This window comes from Novosphingobium sp. TK46 (assembly GCF_055361525.1).
The window spans coordinates 2324333-2338983 of the sequence record NZ_CM143963.1; the positions used below are offsets into that span (position 1 = coordinate 2324333).

The following is a 14651-nucleotide window of genomic DNA, read 5'->3' on the forward strand; positions in this document are numbered from 1 at the left end:
ACTTTCAAAAATTGGCGGAGCAATGATCCCCAAGGCGTATCGCGCCCGGCTTGCGCTGCGACGAGCGTTGAAGCCTGCCCTAGGCCGCTGGTAGGGTCACGACGATCTGCAAATCGTCGTTGCAGAAACCCTGTCGGCTCACGGCCACGCTGCCGCCGTGCGCGTGGATAAGGGACAAGGCCAATGCCGGCCTTAGCCCGATCTCCCAGGGATCTTCGCAACTGACCGCGAGCGCCGCACAGCCATCGTCGCGCGCTTCCAACCGAAGGGACAGTACGGCGGCTTGCGTAGGGCCGGTTCGTCTTGCCCGCCGCGCCACGATCGATTCACCGGCCGAGCGCAGCAGCAACAGCAACGCTTGCGAAAGGCGGACAGGATCGCAGCGGATCTCGGAAGCCGCGCATGTCACCACCAGCCGAATCTGCGTTTCGGCAGCCTCGATTCTGACGATACGCGTCGCGTGTTCGATGATCCGCGATGCCTCGACCGTGCGCAGGTCCAGAGTCAGATTGCCGGCCTGTGCCTTTGCCAGCGCGCCGAGATCGTCGACGATCCGCATCAACTGATCGATCTGCGTCAGCAAGCGGTCGCACTCACCGGATGCGGGATCGATGATGCCGTCCTTCAAGCCGTGCAGCCGACCTTTGACGATGGTAAGCGGTGTGCGCAATTCGTGCGCCAAACCGGATACGAAGACGTCGGGACGTCGTCGAGGATCAGGCTGGGACTGTGATTGCGCCGCGTAGTCGTGATTCGACGGGCACGGCCCGCTCATCGCCGGAACCGCGGGGCGCGTCGCGAACGGCTCGTAGCCATGCGCGGCACGATCAATCGCCAAGCCACAGGCGGTAACCGACCCCGCGCACGGGCTCGATGATATCCTTGCAGCCGACGCTGACGAGTTTCTGTCGTAATTTCGACAAATGGCTGTCGATGACGCGATCGAAGGCTTCGCTGCCGGGCGCGGCGGCTTCCAGCAACTCCGCTCGCGAGAACGCGCGGCGCGGATAGCGGGCCATGTGGGCCAGGATATCGAACTCGGTGGGGGTCAGGTTCAGGCGGCGATTCGCGTGTTCGCCATCGACACAGCTCACCAGTCGAGCCTCGAGATCGATGCTCAGCGGTCCGCAGGACAGCCGCTTGGGCTCACGTTCCCCATTCGCGCGGCGCAACACCGCGCGAATGCGCTCGATCACCTCGGCGGGATTGAACGGCTTGACCACATAATCGTCGGCACCGATCCGGAACGACGAAAGTTTCGAGACGTCGTCGCCTTGCGCGGTAAGCATGATGACTGGCGTCCCAGAGCGACGACGGATAGCCGCCAGTACGTCCAACCCATCGCCCCCGGGCAGACCGATGTCGAGCAGCACCAGATCAGGCGCGTTCTGACCATGGATCATGATCGCCTCCGACACCGAAGTGGCGCGCAGAACCTGCATTTCGGCCCGCTCGATGTAAGCGACCAGCAGATCCGCGATCTCCCGCTCGTCCTCGACGACCAATATCTTAGCTACCATTATCGCACCTCACCGCGCCCCGATGGCTCAACTCGATGGAGGTCTTGTGGAGGTGGCCCCTCCAACGCAAGCGCTGCGACCATTTCAGCCTGAGCCATGCGGGCAGGGATGTCTGAATCCAGGCGGTTTCCGCATCAGCGCCAAGCCTTAAACCCGGCGCAATACCGCTGTTCATGCGGATGCAGCCGCTTCGATCACGATGATACAGCCGAAGCGATTGCAAAACAAAGCCTCGCTATTCGACAACGAAAAGGACTCGTTAACGATGAGTTTCTAAGATTTGCATCACATTATAGCGGCATTTCACGAACAACGGGCCGGATGTCTAAAATAAGGTATTTAAGTATGACTACTTATACTGATAAGCCGCTTCGCCGCCTCGTCAGCAGCATGGTCGCTATCGGCAGTCTGGTCAGTTGCTTCTCCGCCAACGCCGCCACCCAAGGCGCTATTGGCGCGACATCCACAGGTACCGTCACCATCAACGCGACGATCAACAGTCTGGTCCAGATATCCGATCTGAACGACATCACGTTTTCGGGTCTGACTGGTGGCGCGACCGCGCAGCAGACCGACAACATCTGCGTCTGGAGCAACACCGCCAGCAAAAGCTACACGATCAAGGCCACCGGCAACGGTACGACCAGCGCCTTCACTCTGGCCAGCGGCGCCAACGCGGCGATCCCTTATTCGGTGGCGTGGGCCAACACCGCGGGCGCCACCTCGGGAACCGCACTGACCACGAACGTCACCTCCGCCGCTTTCACCAGCACGGCGGTGGCACCGCTGTGCGGACTTGGCGCGAGCCCGACGTCAACCCTGCTCGTCTCGATCGGCGCTACCGATCAGGCGGCGATGGTCGCGAATGCCGCTTATGCGGGCGTGCTGACCTTGCTCGTCACGCCCCAGTAACCGGAAACGGGCGCTCGCAGCGCCGGTTCGGCGCGGGGCAGCGGGAGATGGGCATACACCGGCCTTGGGGGACAAGATCATGCCACCGCGGATAGTCCGTGCGATAGGCTGGGCCCTCAGCATCGCCGGGCTATTCAGCCCTCAGGCATCAGCATGGGCGCAGAACGTCCAGATCGGTTCGCTGACCGATATGTCGTTCGGCACCGTTGCCTCGGTAACCGCAAACCAGACGATGTCGCAAACGCTGTGCGTCTTCACTTCCACCGGGAACTACACCGTCCGAGCCACTGGCTCCGGGCCTTCGAACGCCTTCACGCTGGGCAATCTGGCAAACAGCGCGGCACAGATGCCGTACACCGTGCAGTGGGCATCATTGGGATCGCAGACGTCCGGCACCCCCCTGACCGCGGGCCAGGGCACCCGGTTCACCCCCAATCCGCTGAACCTGCTCTGTTCGTTCGGCAGCCTTCTTGCGGGGGCCGCCAGCCTCGTCGTCACGCTCCCCGCCGCCAGCCTCAGCGCGGCGCAGTCCGGCAATTACACCGGGACGCTGACGCTGCTGATATCGCCTAACTGACCGGCGTACGATGAAGCGTCGGCCCTTTCTTGAAGCCGCCTGCCACGCGGCAGGGCTCGTCCTTGCCATCGCATCGAGCGCAAACGCCTGCGGTGCGCAGGAGACCGCTATTGCGCAGCGGCACAAGAGCGCGATGCAGGTTGCCGCGCCCGAGGGGTTCGAAGTGTTGCTTGCCCCGCAAGAGGTCGTCGTCGACGTCTTCATGAACGATAGCCGGGTGGGCGAGGCGCTTGCCGTCGTACAAGGCGGGCACTTCCGCTTCGTCGATCCCCGCAAGCTCGTGGACAGTCTTCCCGAGATCAACGACCGGCCGCGCGTGCTGGCGGCGCTCGCGGTGTCCGACCTGGATACCCATGGCGAGGCTGTATGCCGGCCCGGTGCGGACGCAGCCTGTGCGCGGCCTACCCCCGACGTCGCCGCCATCGTCTATGACGGCGCGCGCTATCGCGTCGATATCGTCATCAATCCGCGCTATCTCACCGTGCGCGCCGCGGTGCGGATGCAGAACCTTCCGCAACCCTCCTCCGCGCCGGGGGTGGTAAACTTCCTTTCCGCCACCGCGTCTGGCGGTGGAAGCCTGCCGGTGCAGTACTTCGTGCAGAACAATGCCGTCCTGGGCATCGGCACCGGTCGCATCCGCGCCAACATCCAGCAGGCCAGCTACTCCGGGTTCCAGACCGACACGTTCGTGGGAGAGCTTGATCGGCCCGGCCTGCGATTTCGCGCCGGTGCTTTCTGGGTGCCGGGCGACATGCTGATCGATCGCATCAAGGTCCTGGGCGGTGGCATCTCGACGCAGTTCGACACCCGGCTGGATCGCGATCAGTTGATGGGCAGCCCGCTGATCATCTTTCTGGAACAGCGCTCCCGCGTCGATATCCTGGTAAACGGCAATATCATGTCCTCCCAGGCATACGATGCGGGCAATCAGGCATTGGACACCGCAGGGCTTCCCAGCGGCTCCTATACGCTGATCCTGCGCATCACGACGGCGGCAGGGCAGGTCCGCGAAGAACGACGCTTCTTCTCGCGAAACCCCGCGATGGCGGTTCAGGGCCATGACGCCTATTTCCTTTATGCCGGCGCGTTCGTACGCGACAGCGAGGGTATCGTCGGCGATGTGACGCACACGCCGCTGTTTCAGGCTGGCTGGGCCCGGCGCCTGCGCCCCACTTTGAGCATCAACCTGGGCCTGATCGGCACCGATCGCAGGCAGTGGGTTTCCGCCGGAGCGACCATGCTGACGTCCAGTTGGCAGTTCAATGCCTCGGTGCACGCATCCAGCCGTGGCGGTCTGGGTCTTTACGGGCATGTGTCCCGCACCGATCAAGGGCCCTTGTCCGTCGACCTCGACGCGCGCCACGTATCGAATCCCGGCGGCGGCCCCTTGCTGGCGGCGACCACCTTCGTACTGCCGGTGCCGGGAGGGCTGCAATATACGCAGGACGTCGGCGCTTACAGCCAGGTCAGCGGCGCCATGGGATATCGGTTGGGCTCTGCACGGCTGACCATGGCCGGCAGCTATCGCCGGCAGGAGGGCAGGCGCCGCGATTATTCTATCGGCCCCGGTCTCTACCTGCCGCTGGTGCGTCGCGGTGCCATGACGCTGGATCTCAACGCGTCATATGCTTTTACCAGCCTGGGCCGCCAGGGCTATGCGGGCGTGGCGCTCAACATAACGCGCCCGCGCACGACGTACACCGCGGTCGCCGGCGGGCAGGCCGCGTCAGGTGGAAGGCTGCAGGGCAACGGATTGTACGGTGGCTTCAGAATGTCGCGCCGGTTCGACGATGTCTTGGATACGCAAGTTCAGGTGGACGGCGGCGTGCAGCATGCGAACGGCGTCAGCTATGCCGATGCGCAGGCGAACGCCCACGGCGTGATCGGCGATGCGAGCGTCAACCTCATCCAGCCTCTTGATCGCGACAAGCTGCAGTTCGGCGCTTCGATGCACACCGCGCTGGTGGCGGATGGTAGCGGCGTGCGGTTGAGCCAGGCGGGCAATGGCGAGGCGATGCTCATCGTCGGAGTCGATGCCGAGCAACGTGGCGGCGCGTTCGAGATCGTCATCGACAATCGCGTAGCCGGTACGGTGCGAGCCGGAGACAAGGTGACGATCGCACTGCCGTCTTACCGCGCCTATGCCGTTCGAATCCGTAGCAAGGGCGGGACGCTGAGTGCCTATGATGCGAACGTCAGGCAGGTGAGCCTCTATCCCGGCAACGTCGCCCGGATGAACTGGCGCGTGACCCCTGTCGCTGCCGTCTTCGGGCGCCTCGTGCGCGTCGATGGAAAGCCGCTTGCCCATGCCGACATCACCGCCGGCAGCGATCTTGCGCAAAGCGACGAGCAGGGTCGCTTCCTTATCCAGACGGGAAGCGGCGCCACGCTTACCGTCCACGCCCGCGACGGCATGGCGTGCTCCGTCGCACTGCCGCCGCTGGCCCCCGTCGAGGGTTATTCCGCGATCGGCGATCAGGTCTGCCATATCCTCGTTCCTTCGTCCTTCGCTTCGACCAATCCTGCCCAAACCGCCTCGAAAGGCAGCACATGACTCATGCATTTACTCAGCCGGCGGTGCGGCTCCCCAAAGGTCTGGCGCTGATCGCCGCCTGCCTCGCGGCACTCCACGCTCCCGCAGCCAGTGCGGCGATCGCGCTGAACAAGGTAATCGTCGACCTCACCCCGGCAATGCCGCCGCGCGACGATATCGAGGTCACCAACACCGGCGACGAGCGCCAGTACGTCGTCGCCGAGCCTGCGATCATCCAGTCCCCCGGCAAACCGAACGAGAGCCGGATCGAGGGCGCCGACCCTACCGTGACCGGCCTGCTGGTCACGCCGCAGAAGCTCGTGCTCGAACCACATGAGAGCAAGCTCGTGCGGGTGGCCCTGCTTGCCCCGCGCGATCAGAAGGAGCGGGTGTTTCGCCTGACCATCAAGCCGGTTGCGGGATCCGTCCAGGCGGAAGAAACGTCACTGAAGGTTTTCGTGGGTTATGACGTGCTGATCATCGCCCGGCCGACGACGATCGCCGGAGACGTCACCGCCACGCGCGCAGCGGGAACGATCACCTTCCATAACGGCTCGAACGCCAGCGTGGAGATGGCCGATGGGCGCCAGTGCGATGCCGGCCAAGGCAATTGCACGCCTTTGCCGTCCGCGCGGCTCTATGCGGGAGCGGACATGTCCATGCCCATCCGGCCTGGCGCCCGTGTGGAATTCCGGGTCCACGGTGCCAGAACCGCGACGAAGATGACCTTCTGAGATCCAGCTGCTGGACACAGGCGGCGGCAGGCGGCTCAGCAAGGTGATCGTTGCCGAAAGGGGCAAGGTGCCGGTATCGCGTACTGTAGGTCGCCCGTTGGCGATTTGGGCGGCATCGGCGCTGGGCCTGCCGGCTTCTTCGCGGTAGTGGCCCCACAAGTGCCCAGGTCTCGTAGCATAGAAGCCGTCTGCAATTGCCCAATCTGATCGATATCGACGACGCCCGCGACGTGCGGATCGAGGCCTACCGCGACATTCGGGAGCGCGACCTCGTGGGGCGCGACCGCTTGTTCGTCGCCGAGGGACGCGTGGTCGTCGAAAAGCTGATCGACAGCGACATGCACCGCCCGCAGTCGCTGCTGATCGCCAGCAAGCGGGTGACTGCGCTCGGGCCGATGCTCTCGCGCCTTGGCGACGATGTGCCGGTGTACGTGGCGACGCAGCCAGTGCTGGACGCGATCGCCGGGTTTCCCATGCACCGTGGCATCCTGGCGATCGGACGTCGCACCCGAACGCCGACGGCCGACGAACTGCTGGCGGGTATCGACGGGCCAGCTACGGTGCTTGTATTGTGCGGCATCGCAAATCACGACAACATGGGCGGACTGTTCCGCAATGCCGCCGCCTTCGGTGTCGATGCGGTGATGCTTGGCTTCGACTGCTGCGATCCCCTCTACCGCAAGGCGATCCGCGTGTCGGTGGGCGCTGCGCTGCTGGTGCCGTTCGCGAAGCTGGAGCGCGCGCAGGATCCGGTCCAAGTCCTGCGACGCCACGCCTTCGCGCCCGTCGCCTTGAGCCCTGATGGCGGTCACCTGCTGAAGGACTGGCAACCTGGCCATCGCACGGCCGTGCTCCTTGGTGCGGAGGGTCCGGGTCTGTCGTCCGATATCCTGCGACGCGCGGACAGTGTTCGGATAGCGATGGCGGCCGGGTTCGACTCGCTCAACGTGGCGACGACATCAGGTATCGTCCTGCACCACGTCGCCACCGCGAGGACGTGACCCCGCCCGGGCCGGCATGGAGGCGGCGCCGACCGCGGATGCCGCCTCGGATCGAGCGCCTTCCCCGGCCAAGCCACTACCGCATCGTTCAACAGTCCGCATAGCGTCGGCGGGCGCAACGATCCTCGCGCTCCTCGTGCTTGCGAATGGCCCGCCCGTGGTTACGATCGGCCTCGTCCTGGCTGGTGGTGGTCCAGTCGACTGCCTTGCTGGTCGCCTTGAAAGGCAGCGTCGCCAGCGAACATCCCGGTAACAACAGCAGGCAGGGCATGGTCAATCCCGCCACGGCCACTCTGAGCCGACGCGGTTGATCGGCACGATCCGTCATGATGGGCGACTGTGCTGCGGGCATACTGGCTTGATCGCGGTGCGCTGAGACGATCATGCGGCTCGCCTCACAGCGGTGAACTGGCCTTCGCGCCCTTTGGCCTCGATCGTGCCCGACATGCGTTCGCCGGTGATCGTGCTGCTGAAATTGATGTCGATCGACATCATCATGACCTTGATGGGGTAAGTCCAGCGCAGGCTATTGCCGCTGACGCTACCGCGTGAGATCGTGTGCACCTTGCCCGGTTTGGCCTTGTCGCCCTTGGCGATGTCGGTGCAGGCACCAGCCAGCCGGGTGCCTTGCGGACGAAAATCGCAGTTCGCCGAGAACGGCTTGCCGTCGATCTGGCCGGTGACGAGCCACTCGCCTCGGGCGTCTGCCTGGCCCTGGGCCATCGTGGATACCGGGGCCAGCAACATGACCGAGGCCAGTAGGGCGGTGGGAAGACGATAGGTCATCGTTCGGGTTTCCTTGTAATCGGGAAGCTTGAGTAAAACGCGCGCACGTCCAACCCGACGATGTTCTTGCGCCGCCTGTTCGTGCCGCGCGCAAGGTCGCCGACATGCGTGGAGCGATGATGGAGACGCCATCGACGATCGTCGATCCGTGTCCCTCCATCGCCGCTCCATCAATGCCGCACGGGTACTCCATGGACCGCGTGCAAGGATCGGTCTGAAATGGCCGGGGCCCTGCCTTCCAGAACCGGCTCTCGGACAGGTGGAGACCATGGCATTGACGCAATCCTCGAAAACATGGCCGCCCTACGCGATTGCGCTCATCGGCGCGGTCGGGCTTGCAGGGTGCGCCAGTCCGGCCCCCGTCTTCTACACCGGGCTGGCTTCATCCCCGGTGCTGGAGCCAAGCGACCAGAAGGACGCGGGGCACGTACCGTATCGTTTCGCCGAAGACGTGAACTGGCGTCGTTACTACAAGGTCATCCTCGACCCCGTGGAAATCTATGACGGCCGGGACGCCCAGTTCCACAAGCTTTCCGAGGATGAGCGCGAGCAGCTTGCGGACTACATGGAGGACCAGTTCGGCGCCGAGTTGGAGAAGGACTTCGAGATCGTCGATCGGCCCGAGCGTGTGGCGCTGCATATCCACCTGACGCTGACCGGGGCGACACCCAGCAAGGCGGTGCTCGGCCCGTTGTCGCGCTTCGACATAGCCGGCGGACCGTACAACGCCTTTCAGGGTATTCGCGGCAAGGAAGGCACGATGACCGGATCGGTGATCTATGCGGTTGAGGTGTACGACAGCATCACCGACAAGCTGCTGCTGGCCGAAGTCGCCAAGCAGTACCCTGGCGCCATGAACGTCGGCGCGGCGATGGGTTCGCTCAAGGCGCCGATGGCCGGCATACGCAAGGGCGCGCGCGAACTGCGCGAGAAACTGACGAACAGGTCGGACGACAAGTGACGCGGGGGGGATGCGGCATTCCCGATGCTTGAGGCGCATTCGCGTAAAAAAGCTGGGTCCATCGATCCTCCATCAAGCCTCCCGCGCCTCTCGATCCTCTGCCCCTAAACCCTCTTTCAAGCGCTGCTCACAGGGAGCGGCGCTCATGATGGGAAATACAATCATGCTGCGCTTCAAGACCATTCTGTGCATCGCCGGTGCCATCACGATCCCAACGCTTGCCACCACGGCACAGGCGCAGGCGACCGATACGGGCATCTATGCGGTTGCCCGCGGTGGTGTGTCCGTCAGCCCCGATCAGAAGTTCAACGAAGAGGATCTTCCGGCGACGGCCACTTTCGACAGCAAGACCAAGTACGATTCGGGCTTCACCGGCGAACTGGGCGGCGGCTACGACTTCGGCATGTTCCGCCTGGAGCAGACCGCAGGCTACATGAGTTCGAAGGCCAAGGGCCTGGACGAGGATGGCTTTACCGGCACCGGGCGAAACAAGAGCATGTTCGTGTCGATCAACGGCTATGTCGATATTCCTCTTGGCAGCAGCGTCATCCAGCCGTTCGTCGGCGGCGGTGTGGGCGCGGCGCGCGTCAACGCCAAGCTGTCGCGTACCGACACCATTCTTGAGACGTCCACCAGCTATGCCGACAAGGACTGGGGCCTGATGTGGCACGCCGATGCCGGCGTCGGTTTCGCCGTGGCGCCCAAGGTGACGCTCGAAGTCGGTGGCCGCTACACCCAGATCAGTGGCCTGAAGTTCGACGGCGTGAGCGGCGGCGATCCTGCGGTGTTCGAGCCCAAGATCCGCAACATCTCCGGCACCGTCGGCGTCCGCTACAAGTTCTAAGCGCGTCCCCTCCGCGCGAAGGAAGGAAAAGTCCCAAGGTTAGCGCCAAGGGCGGCCACGTCGTTTTTCACCGAGGCGACGTGGCCATTCCTTCGTGTGCGGTCGTGCCGAAGATACCGAAAGGATCGAGACGATGCTTCGTCATTTACCCGCCGATGCGGTACGGACCCTGGTTCTGATCTCGGCGCCGTTTACGCTCGTCGCGACGGCCAGGGCTGCCGCGCCATGCACGCAAGGGTCGCAACTGGCGATCGAGGTATCCGGCCTCAAGGACAGGACCGGGCGTATCATCGCCGAACTCTATCCGGCGACACCGGCCGATTTCCTGGAGCCGAAGGACAAATTGCTTCACGATGGCAAGGTGTTCCGCCGCAGCGTCGCCGCGATCGGGCAGTCGGGGGCGGTCGGCATATGCCTGCGTGCGCCGGGACCGGGCACTTACGCGCTGGTCGTCATCCACGACCGCGACGGACTGGACAAGTTCAGCTTCAGCAAGGACGGTGCGGGCCTGCCGGTCGCACGATCCATCGGCTTTGCGCGCCCCCGGCTTCAAAATGCGGTGGTGACGGTCGGTTCCTCGCCGCGCACCGTGCCGGTCACCATGCAATACATGAAGGGCATTCGCGGTTTCGTGCTGGCGTCGCGCTGAACGACCGTGCGCCATCGGGACGCCAGCGTCCGTGCATGATCGTGGCGCGCCGCGCTTGTCTGTGCCAAGGGACGCTGCGGCCCTCCTGGCCCGTCAGATGAAGAAGCTTCGTAGGGATGATCGTCACAGTCTCTCCATCCCATCGCGGCACTGGCCACTTTTTGATGCCGACTTCATCGATCGATCGGACAAAGCGGATGCCCGACTTGACGATAGGCGCGCGGCCGTCAGCCGAAGGCCTGGAGCGTTGGTTCGGCCATGGATGAGACTCGCAGCGACGCGTCGGGCCTGGCAGCCACGTTTATCGCCAATCGCGAACGGCTGCTGCGCTTCTTCACCAGCCGAACGCGCGATCATGCCGAAGCGGAAGAGATAGTGCAGGAGATCTACCTGCGCCTTGGTCGCACCGCCGGCCCCATCGGAGATCCGGTCGGCTACCTGCATCGGATTGGCCTCAACCTCGTAATCGATCGCACGCGTGAGCGGCAACGCCGCACCAAGCGCGAGAGCGAGTGGACCGACAGCACCACCAGCCGCATCGGCGACGAATATGTCGACGATCAGCCCTCTGCCTTCACCATGCTGGAAGCGCAGCAGCGCTCCGCCAAAATCGACCAGGCGATCGCCGGATTGCCGCCCGGTGCGGGCCGCGTTTTTCGCATGCATCGTATCGACGGGCTCAGCCACGCCGAGGTCGCCGGTCGCCTCGGCATATCGCGCAAGGGCGTCGAAAAACACATGGCGACCGCGCTGCGTCATCTGGCCAAGGAGATCGACACATGAACGTCCGGCGCAGGTGGGGTGATCGCCCCTCGGTGTCGTCGCATCCTGAATACCCGAACCCTCTTATTCGAAAGCCAACGTCGTGACCCGCGACCAAGATGAAATCAGCGAACGCGATGCGGCCGACTGGCACGCGCTGGTCCTTGGCGGTGACGTCGATTGGGACGCGTTCGCGCAGTGGCTCGATGCCGATCCCGGCAACCAACCAGCCTACGATCGCATCGCCATGCTGGACGCCGAAGTCGTCGAGACCGTGCGCGCGGGGCCGCGTTTGGCGGCCGTGCAGGAAGATCATGATGCGTCCGTCGATGGTGAAGGGACGGCACAGGTCGTCGACATTGCCGAAGCACCGCGTCGGCGTGCGCCGCGCTGGTGGATCGGCGGTGCGCTGGCGGCTTCGCTGACGGCCCTGGCGATCGGTCTTCCGCAACTGCTGGGCGGCGGCGGCTCGTCGATGGTCTATGCGACGCAGGATGCCTCCAGGACCATCGCTCTTGCCGATAACGGTGGCCGGGTAGTGCTCGACCAATACAGCCAGGTCGCAATGGGTGACGGGGGACAGCTCAGCCTGGACAAGGGCGCCGCATACTTCGATGTCCGCCACGACGAAAAGCGTCCCCTGGAGATCCGCTCCGGGCGCTTCGCGGTACGCGACATCGGCACCCGCTTCTCGATGGCCCGCAGCCCCGGGCGGCTTTTCGTCGCGGTCGAGGAGGGACTGGTAGATATCAGCTGGCAAGGGGGCGAACCGACGCGGCTCAAGGCAGGCCAGTCTTTCGAGGGAGAGGAACAAGGAGGCAGGGTCCGGGTAAGCACCGTCGATCCCGGATCGGTGGCAAGTTGGCGCGAGGGGCGCCTGATCTACGACAATACGCCGCTTACCGACGTGGCAACCGATCTTTCGCGCTATATGAACGCCAGGATCGAAGTCGATCCCGCCGTCGCCCAGCTCAAGCTTTCAGGCATCTTGCTCATCCAAAATGGTTCAGACCTTGCCGATCAGATCAGCGCTATCCTGCCGGTGGACGTTCGCCGCGACGATCAGCGCGTTCGCTTGGTCGCTCGCGGGGAACGCTGAACCGGCCTGCGCCAATCCGGTCCGAATCGATATCCCGGCCGGCGATCTGGCCGGCGCGATCTCGGTTCTCTCGCGCCAGGCGCGCATCTCGGTGGCGGTGCAGGGCCGCCTGCCGGACATCCGTACGCCGCGTGTGAGCGGCACCATGGAGCCGGCGGCGGCGCTTGCCCGGTTGCTGGCGACCAGCGGCTGGCGCGCGCGCCGAGTGGCGTCGTCGCTGTGGCAGCTTGTTCCCGGTCCTGTTCCAACGGCGAAGGCCGCAGCCTCGAAGGGCTCCGGGCGGACGCCTGCTGCGCCACCCGTCTTGCCGGTGCAGGAGATCGTCGTCACCGCGCTCAAGCGCCGGCAGACGCTGGATCTGGCGCCGGTGTCGGTCGCGGTTATACCGGCGGATCGCTTCAACGGTGGCTCCTCGTCTCGCGGATCAAGCGATTTGGGTCAGGAAGTCGGCAGTCTGTTTTCGACCCATATGGGCCCCGGCAAGGAGCGCCTGTTCCTGCGCGGCGTAGCTGACAGCCCCTTCAACGGCCCGACGCAATCGACCGTCGGCCTGTTTCTGGATGACGCCAGGATAAACTATGCGTTGCCGGATCCCGACCTGCGGCTGGTCGATATCGATCGGGTCGAAGTTTTGCGTGGTCCGCAAGGCACGCTTTATGGCGCGGGCACACTGGGCGGCGTCGTGCGCATCGTCACCAACCGCCCCAGCCAGGATGGTCTGGATGGTGGGCTTTCGATCGAGGGATCGTCGGTCAAGACTGGCGGTACCGGCGGAGCACTGGAAGGCTGGGTGAACGTGCCCGTCGGTGATAATCTGGCTCTGCGCGCGGTCGGCTACGTCGACCGCAACGGCGGCTGGATCGACGACACCATGCGAGACAAGTCGAACGTCAACGTGGCTTTGCGTAAGGGCGGCCGGCTCAACGTGCGGTGGAAACCGGACAATGCCTGGACGCTCGATCTATCGCTGGTGGCGCAGCGACTGACCGCACGCGACACCCAGTATGCCACTGCCGGCTTTACCCGTGCAAACGCGATCGCAGAGCCGCACCGCAACGATTTCCTGCTGCTTCGCCTCGACGCCACCGGACCACTTGCCGGACTCGACTTCCTGTCCTCGACCGCGATCGAGCGCAATCACGTCAACAGCCGCTACGATGCCAGTACCGCTGCCGGCGACCAGGGCTTGACCCCTCCGGTCGCTTATGACGAGCGCCGTAGCGTCTATCTCATTACCCAGGAATTTCGCCTCAGCCAATCGCGCGGTCGGTTCAAGTGGCTTACCGGTGTCTCGATCGTGGACGCGATCAACGTCAACCTGGGGACGTTCACCTCCGCCACCGGCGCGACCAGCCTGGGGCGATCGCAGGCCAATCTCAGCCTTGAGGCCGCGTTCTTCGGAGAGGGTACGCTGACGCTGGGCCGCAATGTCGATCTGACCGCGGGGGTACGCGCGTTCGTGTCCAACATCTGGGACGACCCGCGCTCGACCCGCGGGCAATCGATCGATCAATACGGTCTTTCGCCCAGCATATCCCTGGCCTGGCGTCCCGCACCCAATGCCATGGTGTGGACGCGGTACGCCAGCGCGACAAGGCCGGGGGGACGCAACCTCGACGGTACGGGCGCGCTGGTCACTTTCGCCTCGGACAAGCTGCGCAACATCGAACTGGGATCGAGGCTCTCGCTTCTAGACGGCCACCTCGATCTCGATCTGACCGCGTTCGCGCTGCGCTGGCACAATGTCCAGAGCGATCGGGTAGGGCTGAGCGGATTGGTGGTGACCACCAATGTCGGCGACGCGGACAATCACGGCGTCGAGGCCGCGGCGAGATTGGGTCTGGGTGCAGTCGCGCTCGAACTTTCCGCCACCCGTCAGCACGGGCGCCTCGACTCGACGCTGATCGACGATACGGATCTGCGCCTGCCCGTGTTGCCCGATATGTCCGGTCGTGCGCGGGTCAGCTGGAGCAAGGATGTTGGCGGCTGGACCCTTGGTGGGTACGCATCTGCCAACTATTGGGGGGAGACCAAGCTTGGCTTCGATCCGACGCGGCCCTTGGAAATCGGCTCGCGCTGGCTGACCGGTGCGGGTTTGTCGGTCAGCAGGGATGGTTGGCGCGCCGTGCTGAGCGTGGCCAACCTGCTCAACGATCGTAGCGATACTTTCCCGTTCGGCAATCCGTTCACCTACCGCAAACAGGTCCAGTCGACGCCGCAGCAGCCGCGAACCGTGCTGCTGCGCATCGACCGCTCCTTCTGAAGCCCGTCCG

The 14651-nt window shown here is 64.4% G+C and carries 15 protein-coding genes; 11 read left to right on the plus strand and 4 right to left on the minus strand.

What is annotated here, in order from left to right; translation table 11 throughout:
* Window positions 1-79: 79 nt before the first annotated feature.
* Window positions 80-838: a histidine kinase dimerization/phospho-acceptor domain-containing protein gene (locus ACXJ1Z_RS11130; RefSeq protein WP_463776692.1), complete on the minus strand. Its 759-nt coding sequence runs from the start codon at window positions 836-838 to the stop codon at window positions 80-82.
* Window positions 828-1520, minus strand: a complete 693-nt coding sequence (locus tag ACXJ1Z_RS11135) for a response regulator (RefSeq protein WP_463776693.1) — start codon at window positions 1518-1520, stop codon at window positions 828-830. Before ACXJ1Z_RS11135 ends, ACXJ1Z_RS11130 begins: the two co-directional genes overlap by 11 nt.
* A 345-nt stretch (window positions 1521-1865) precedes the next feature.
* Here ACXJ1Z_RS11135 and ACXJ1Z_RS11140 point away from each other — a divergent pair, with 345 nt between their 5' ends.
* The 5 genes from ACXJ1Z_RS11140 to ACXJ1Z_RS11160 all read left to right on the plus strand — a co-directional run bounded on the left by ACXJ1Z_RS11140 (window position 1866) and on the right by ACXJ1Z_RS11160 (window position 7277).
* Window positions 1866-2432, plus strand: a complete 567-nt coding sequence (locus tag ACXJ1Z_RS11140; protein ID WP_463776695.1) for a hypothetical protein — start codon at window positions 1866-1868, stop codon at window positions 2430-2432.
* A 79-nt stretch (window positions 2433-2511) separates the two neighbouring features.
* On the plus strand, window positions 2512-3009 hold the full coding sequence (locus tag ACXJ1Z_RS11145; RefSeq protein ID WP_463776696.1) for a hypothetical protein: 498 nt from the start codon (window positions 2512-2514) through the stop codon (window positions 3007-3009).
* A gap of 10 nt (window positions 3010-3019) precedes the next feature.
* The gene (locus ACXJ1Z_RS11150) at window positions 3020-5563 is read left to right on the plus strand and encodes a TcfC E-set like domain-containing protein (protein ID WP_463776698.1); all 2544 of its coding nucleotides are present in this window, start codon (window positions 3020-3022) and stop codon (window positions 5561-5563) included.
* A complete protein-coding gene (locus tag ACXJ1Z_RS11155) occupies window positions 5560-6276 on the plus strand; it encodes a fimbria/pilus periplasmic chaperone (RefSeq protein WP_463776699.1) in 717 nt (238 codons plus the stop codon). Before ACXJ1Z_RS11150 ends, ACXJ1Z_RS11155 begins: the two co-directional genes overlap by 4 nt.
* Window positions 6277-6470: 194 nt before the next feature.
* Window positions 6471-7277, plus strand: coding sequence for a TrmH family RNA methyltransferase (locus ACXJ1Z_RS11160; protein ID WP_463776701.1), 807 nt, complete (start codon window positions 6471-6473; stop codon window positions 7275-7277).
* Window positions 7278-7365: 88 nt separating this feature from the next.
* Here the strand turns inward: ACXJ1Z_RS11160 and ACXJ1Z_RS11165 are convergent, their stop codons facing one another.
* Window positions 7366-7662 carry a hypothetical protein gene (locus ACXJ1Z_RS11165; RefSeq protein ID WP_463776702.1) on the minus strand — a complete coding sequence of 99 codons (297 nt, stop codon included), beginning with the start codon at window positions 7660-7662 and terminating at the stop codon, window positions 7366-7368.
* Window positions 7659-8063, minus strand: coding sequence for a hypothetical protein (locus ACXJ1Z_RS11170; RefSeq protein WP_463776703.1), 405 nt, complete (start codon window positions 8061-8063; stop codon window positions 7659-7661). The genes ACXJ1Z_RS11165 and ACXJ1Z_RS11170 overlap by 4 nt, the downstream gene beginning before the upstream one ends.
* 268 nt (window positions 8064-8331) lie before the next feature.
* Between ACXJ1Z_RS11170 and ACXJ1Z_RS11175 the strand changes: the two genes are divergently transcribed.
* The 6 genes from ACXJ1Z_RS11175 to ACXJ1Z_RS11200 all read left to right on the plus strand — a co-directional run bounded on the left by ACXJ1Z_RS11175 (window position 8332) and on the right by ACXJ1Z_RS11200 (window position 14641).
* The gene (locus ACXJ1Z_RS11175; protein WP_463776705.1) at window positions 8332-9024 is read left to right on the plus strand and encodes a DUF3313 domain-containing protein; all 693 of its coding nucleotides are present in this window, start codon (window positions 8332-8334) and stop codon (window positions 9022-9024) included.
* A 145-nt stretch (window positions 9025-9169) separates the two neighbouring features.
* Window positions 9170-9868 carry an outer membrane protein gene (locus ACXJ1Z_RS11180; RefSeq protein WP_463776706.1) on the plus strand — a complete coding sequence of 233 codons (699 nt, stop codon included), beginning with the start codon at window positions 9170-9172 and terminating at the stop codon, window positions 9866-9868.
* A gap of 133 nt (window positions 9869-10001) precedes the next feature.
* Complete coding sequence (locus ACXJ1Z_RS11185; RefSeq protein ID WP_463776707.1) at window positions 10002-10517, plus strand: DUF2141 domain-containing protein; 516 nt, start codon at window positions 10002-10004, stop codon at window positions 10515-10517.
* A gap of 258 nt (window positions 10518-10775) precedes the next feature.
* Window positions 10776-11300 (plus strand): RNA polymerase sigma factor, encoded by a 525-nt coding sequence (locus tag ACXJ1Z_RS11190; protein ID WP_463776708.1) that lies wholly within the window; start codon window positions 10776-10778, stop codon window positions 11298-11300.
* Window positions 11301-11382: 82 nt separating this feature from the next.
* Window positions 11383-12378, plus strand: a complete 996-nt coding sequence (locus ACXJ1Z_RS11195) for a FecR family protein (protein WP_463776710.1) — start codon at window positions 11383-11385, stop codon at window positions 12376-12378.
* Entirely contained in the window at window positions 12293-14641 is a 2349-nt protein-coding gene (locus ACXJ1Z_RS11200; protein WP_463776711.1) for a TonB-dependent receptor, read from the plus strand. Before ACXJ1Z_RS11195 ends, ACXJ1Z_RS11200 begins: the two co-directional genes overlap by 86 nt.
* The last annotated feature ends 10 nt before the right edge of the window (window positions 14642-14651 follow it).

Bases quoted from the DNA above. Each gene is read 5' to 3' on its own strand.
- ACXJ1Z_RS11180 (WP_463776706.1), top strand. From the start codon at position 9,170: ATGATGGGAAATACAATCATGCTGCGCTTCAAGACCATTCTGTGCATC.
- ACXJ1Z_RS11150 (WP_463776698.1), top strand. From the start codon at position 3,020: ATGAAGCGTCGGCCCTTTCTTGAAGCCGCCTGCCACGCGGCAGGGCTC.
- ACXJ1Z_RS11175 (WP_463776705.1), top strand. From the start codon at position 8,332: ATGGCATTGACGCAATCCTCGAAAACATGGCCGCCCTACGCGATTGCG.
- ACXJ1Z_RS11190 (WP_463776708.1), top strand. From the start codon at position 10,776: ATGGATGAGACTCGCAGCGACGCGTCGGGCCTGGCAGCCACGTTTATC.
- ACXJ1Z_RS11155 (WP_463776699.1), top strand. From the start codon at position 5,560: ATGACTCATGCATTTACTCAGCCGGCGGTGCGGCTCCCCAAAGGTCTG.
- ACXJ1Z_RS11135 (WP_463776693.1), bottom strand. From the start codon at position 1,520: ATGGTAGCTAAGATATTGGTCGTCGAGGACGAGCGGGAGATCGCGGAT.
- ACXJ1Z_RS11140 (WP_463776695.1), top strand. From the start codon at position 1,866: ATGACTACTTATACTGATAAGCCGCTTCGCCGCCTCGTCAGCAGCATG.
- ACXJ1Z_RS11165 (WP_463776702.1), bottom strand. From the start codon at position 7,662: ATGATCGTCTCAGCGCACCGCGATCAAGCCAGTATGCCCGCAGCACAG.
- ACXJ1Z_RS11185 (WP_463776707.1), top strand. From the start codon at position 10,002: ATGCTTCGTCATTTACCCGCCGATGCGGTACGGACCCTGGTTCTGATC.
- ACXJ1Z_RS11170 (WP_463776703.1), bottom strand. From the start codon at position 8,063: ATGACCTATCGTCTTCCCACCGCCCTACTGGCCTCGGTCATGTTGCTG.
- ACXJ1Z_RS11145 (WP_463776696.1), top strand. From the start codon at position 2,512: ATGCCACCGCGGATAGTCCGTGCGATAGGCTGGGCCCTCAGCATCGCC.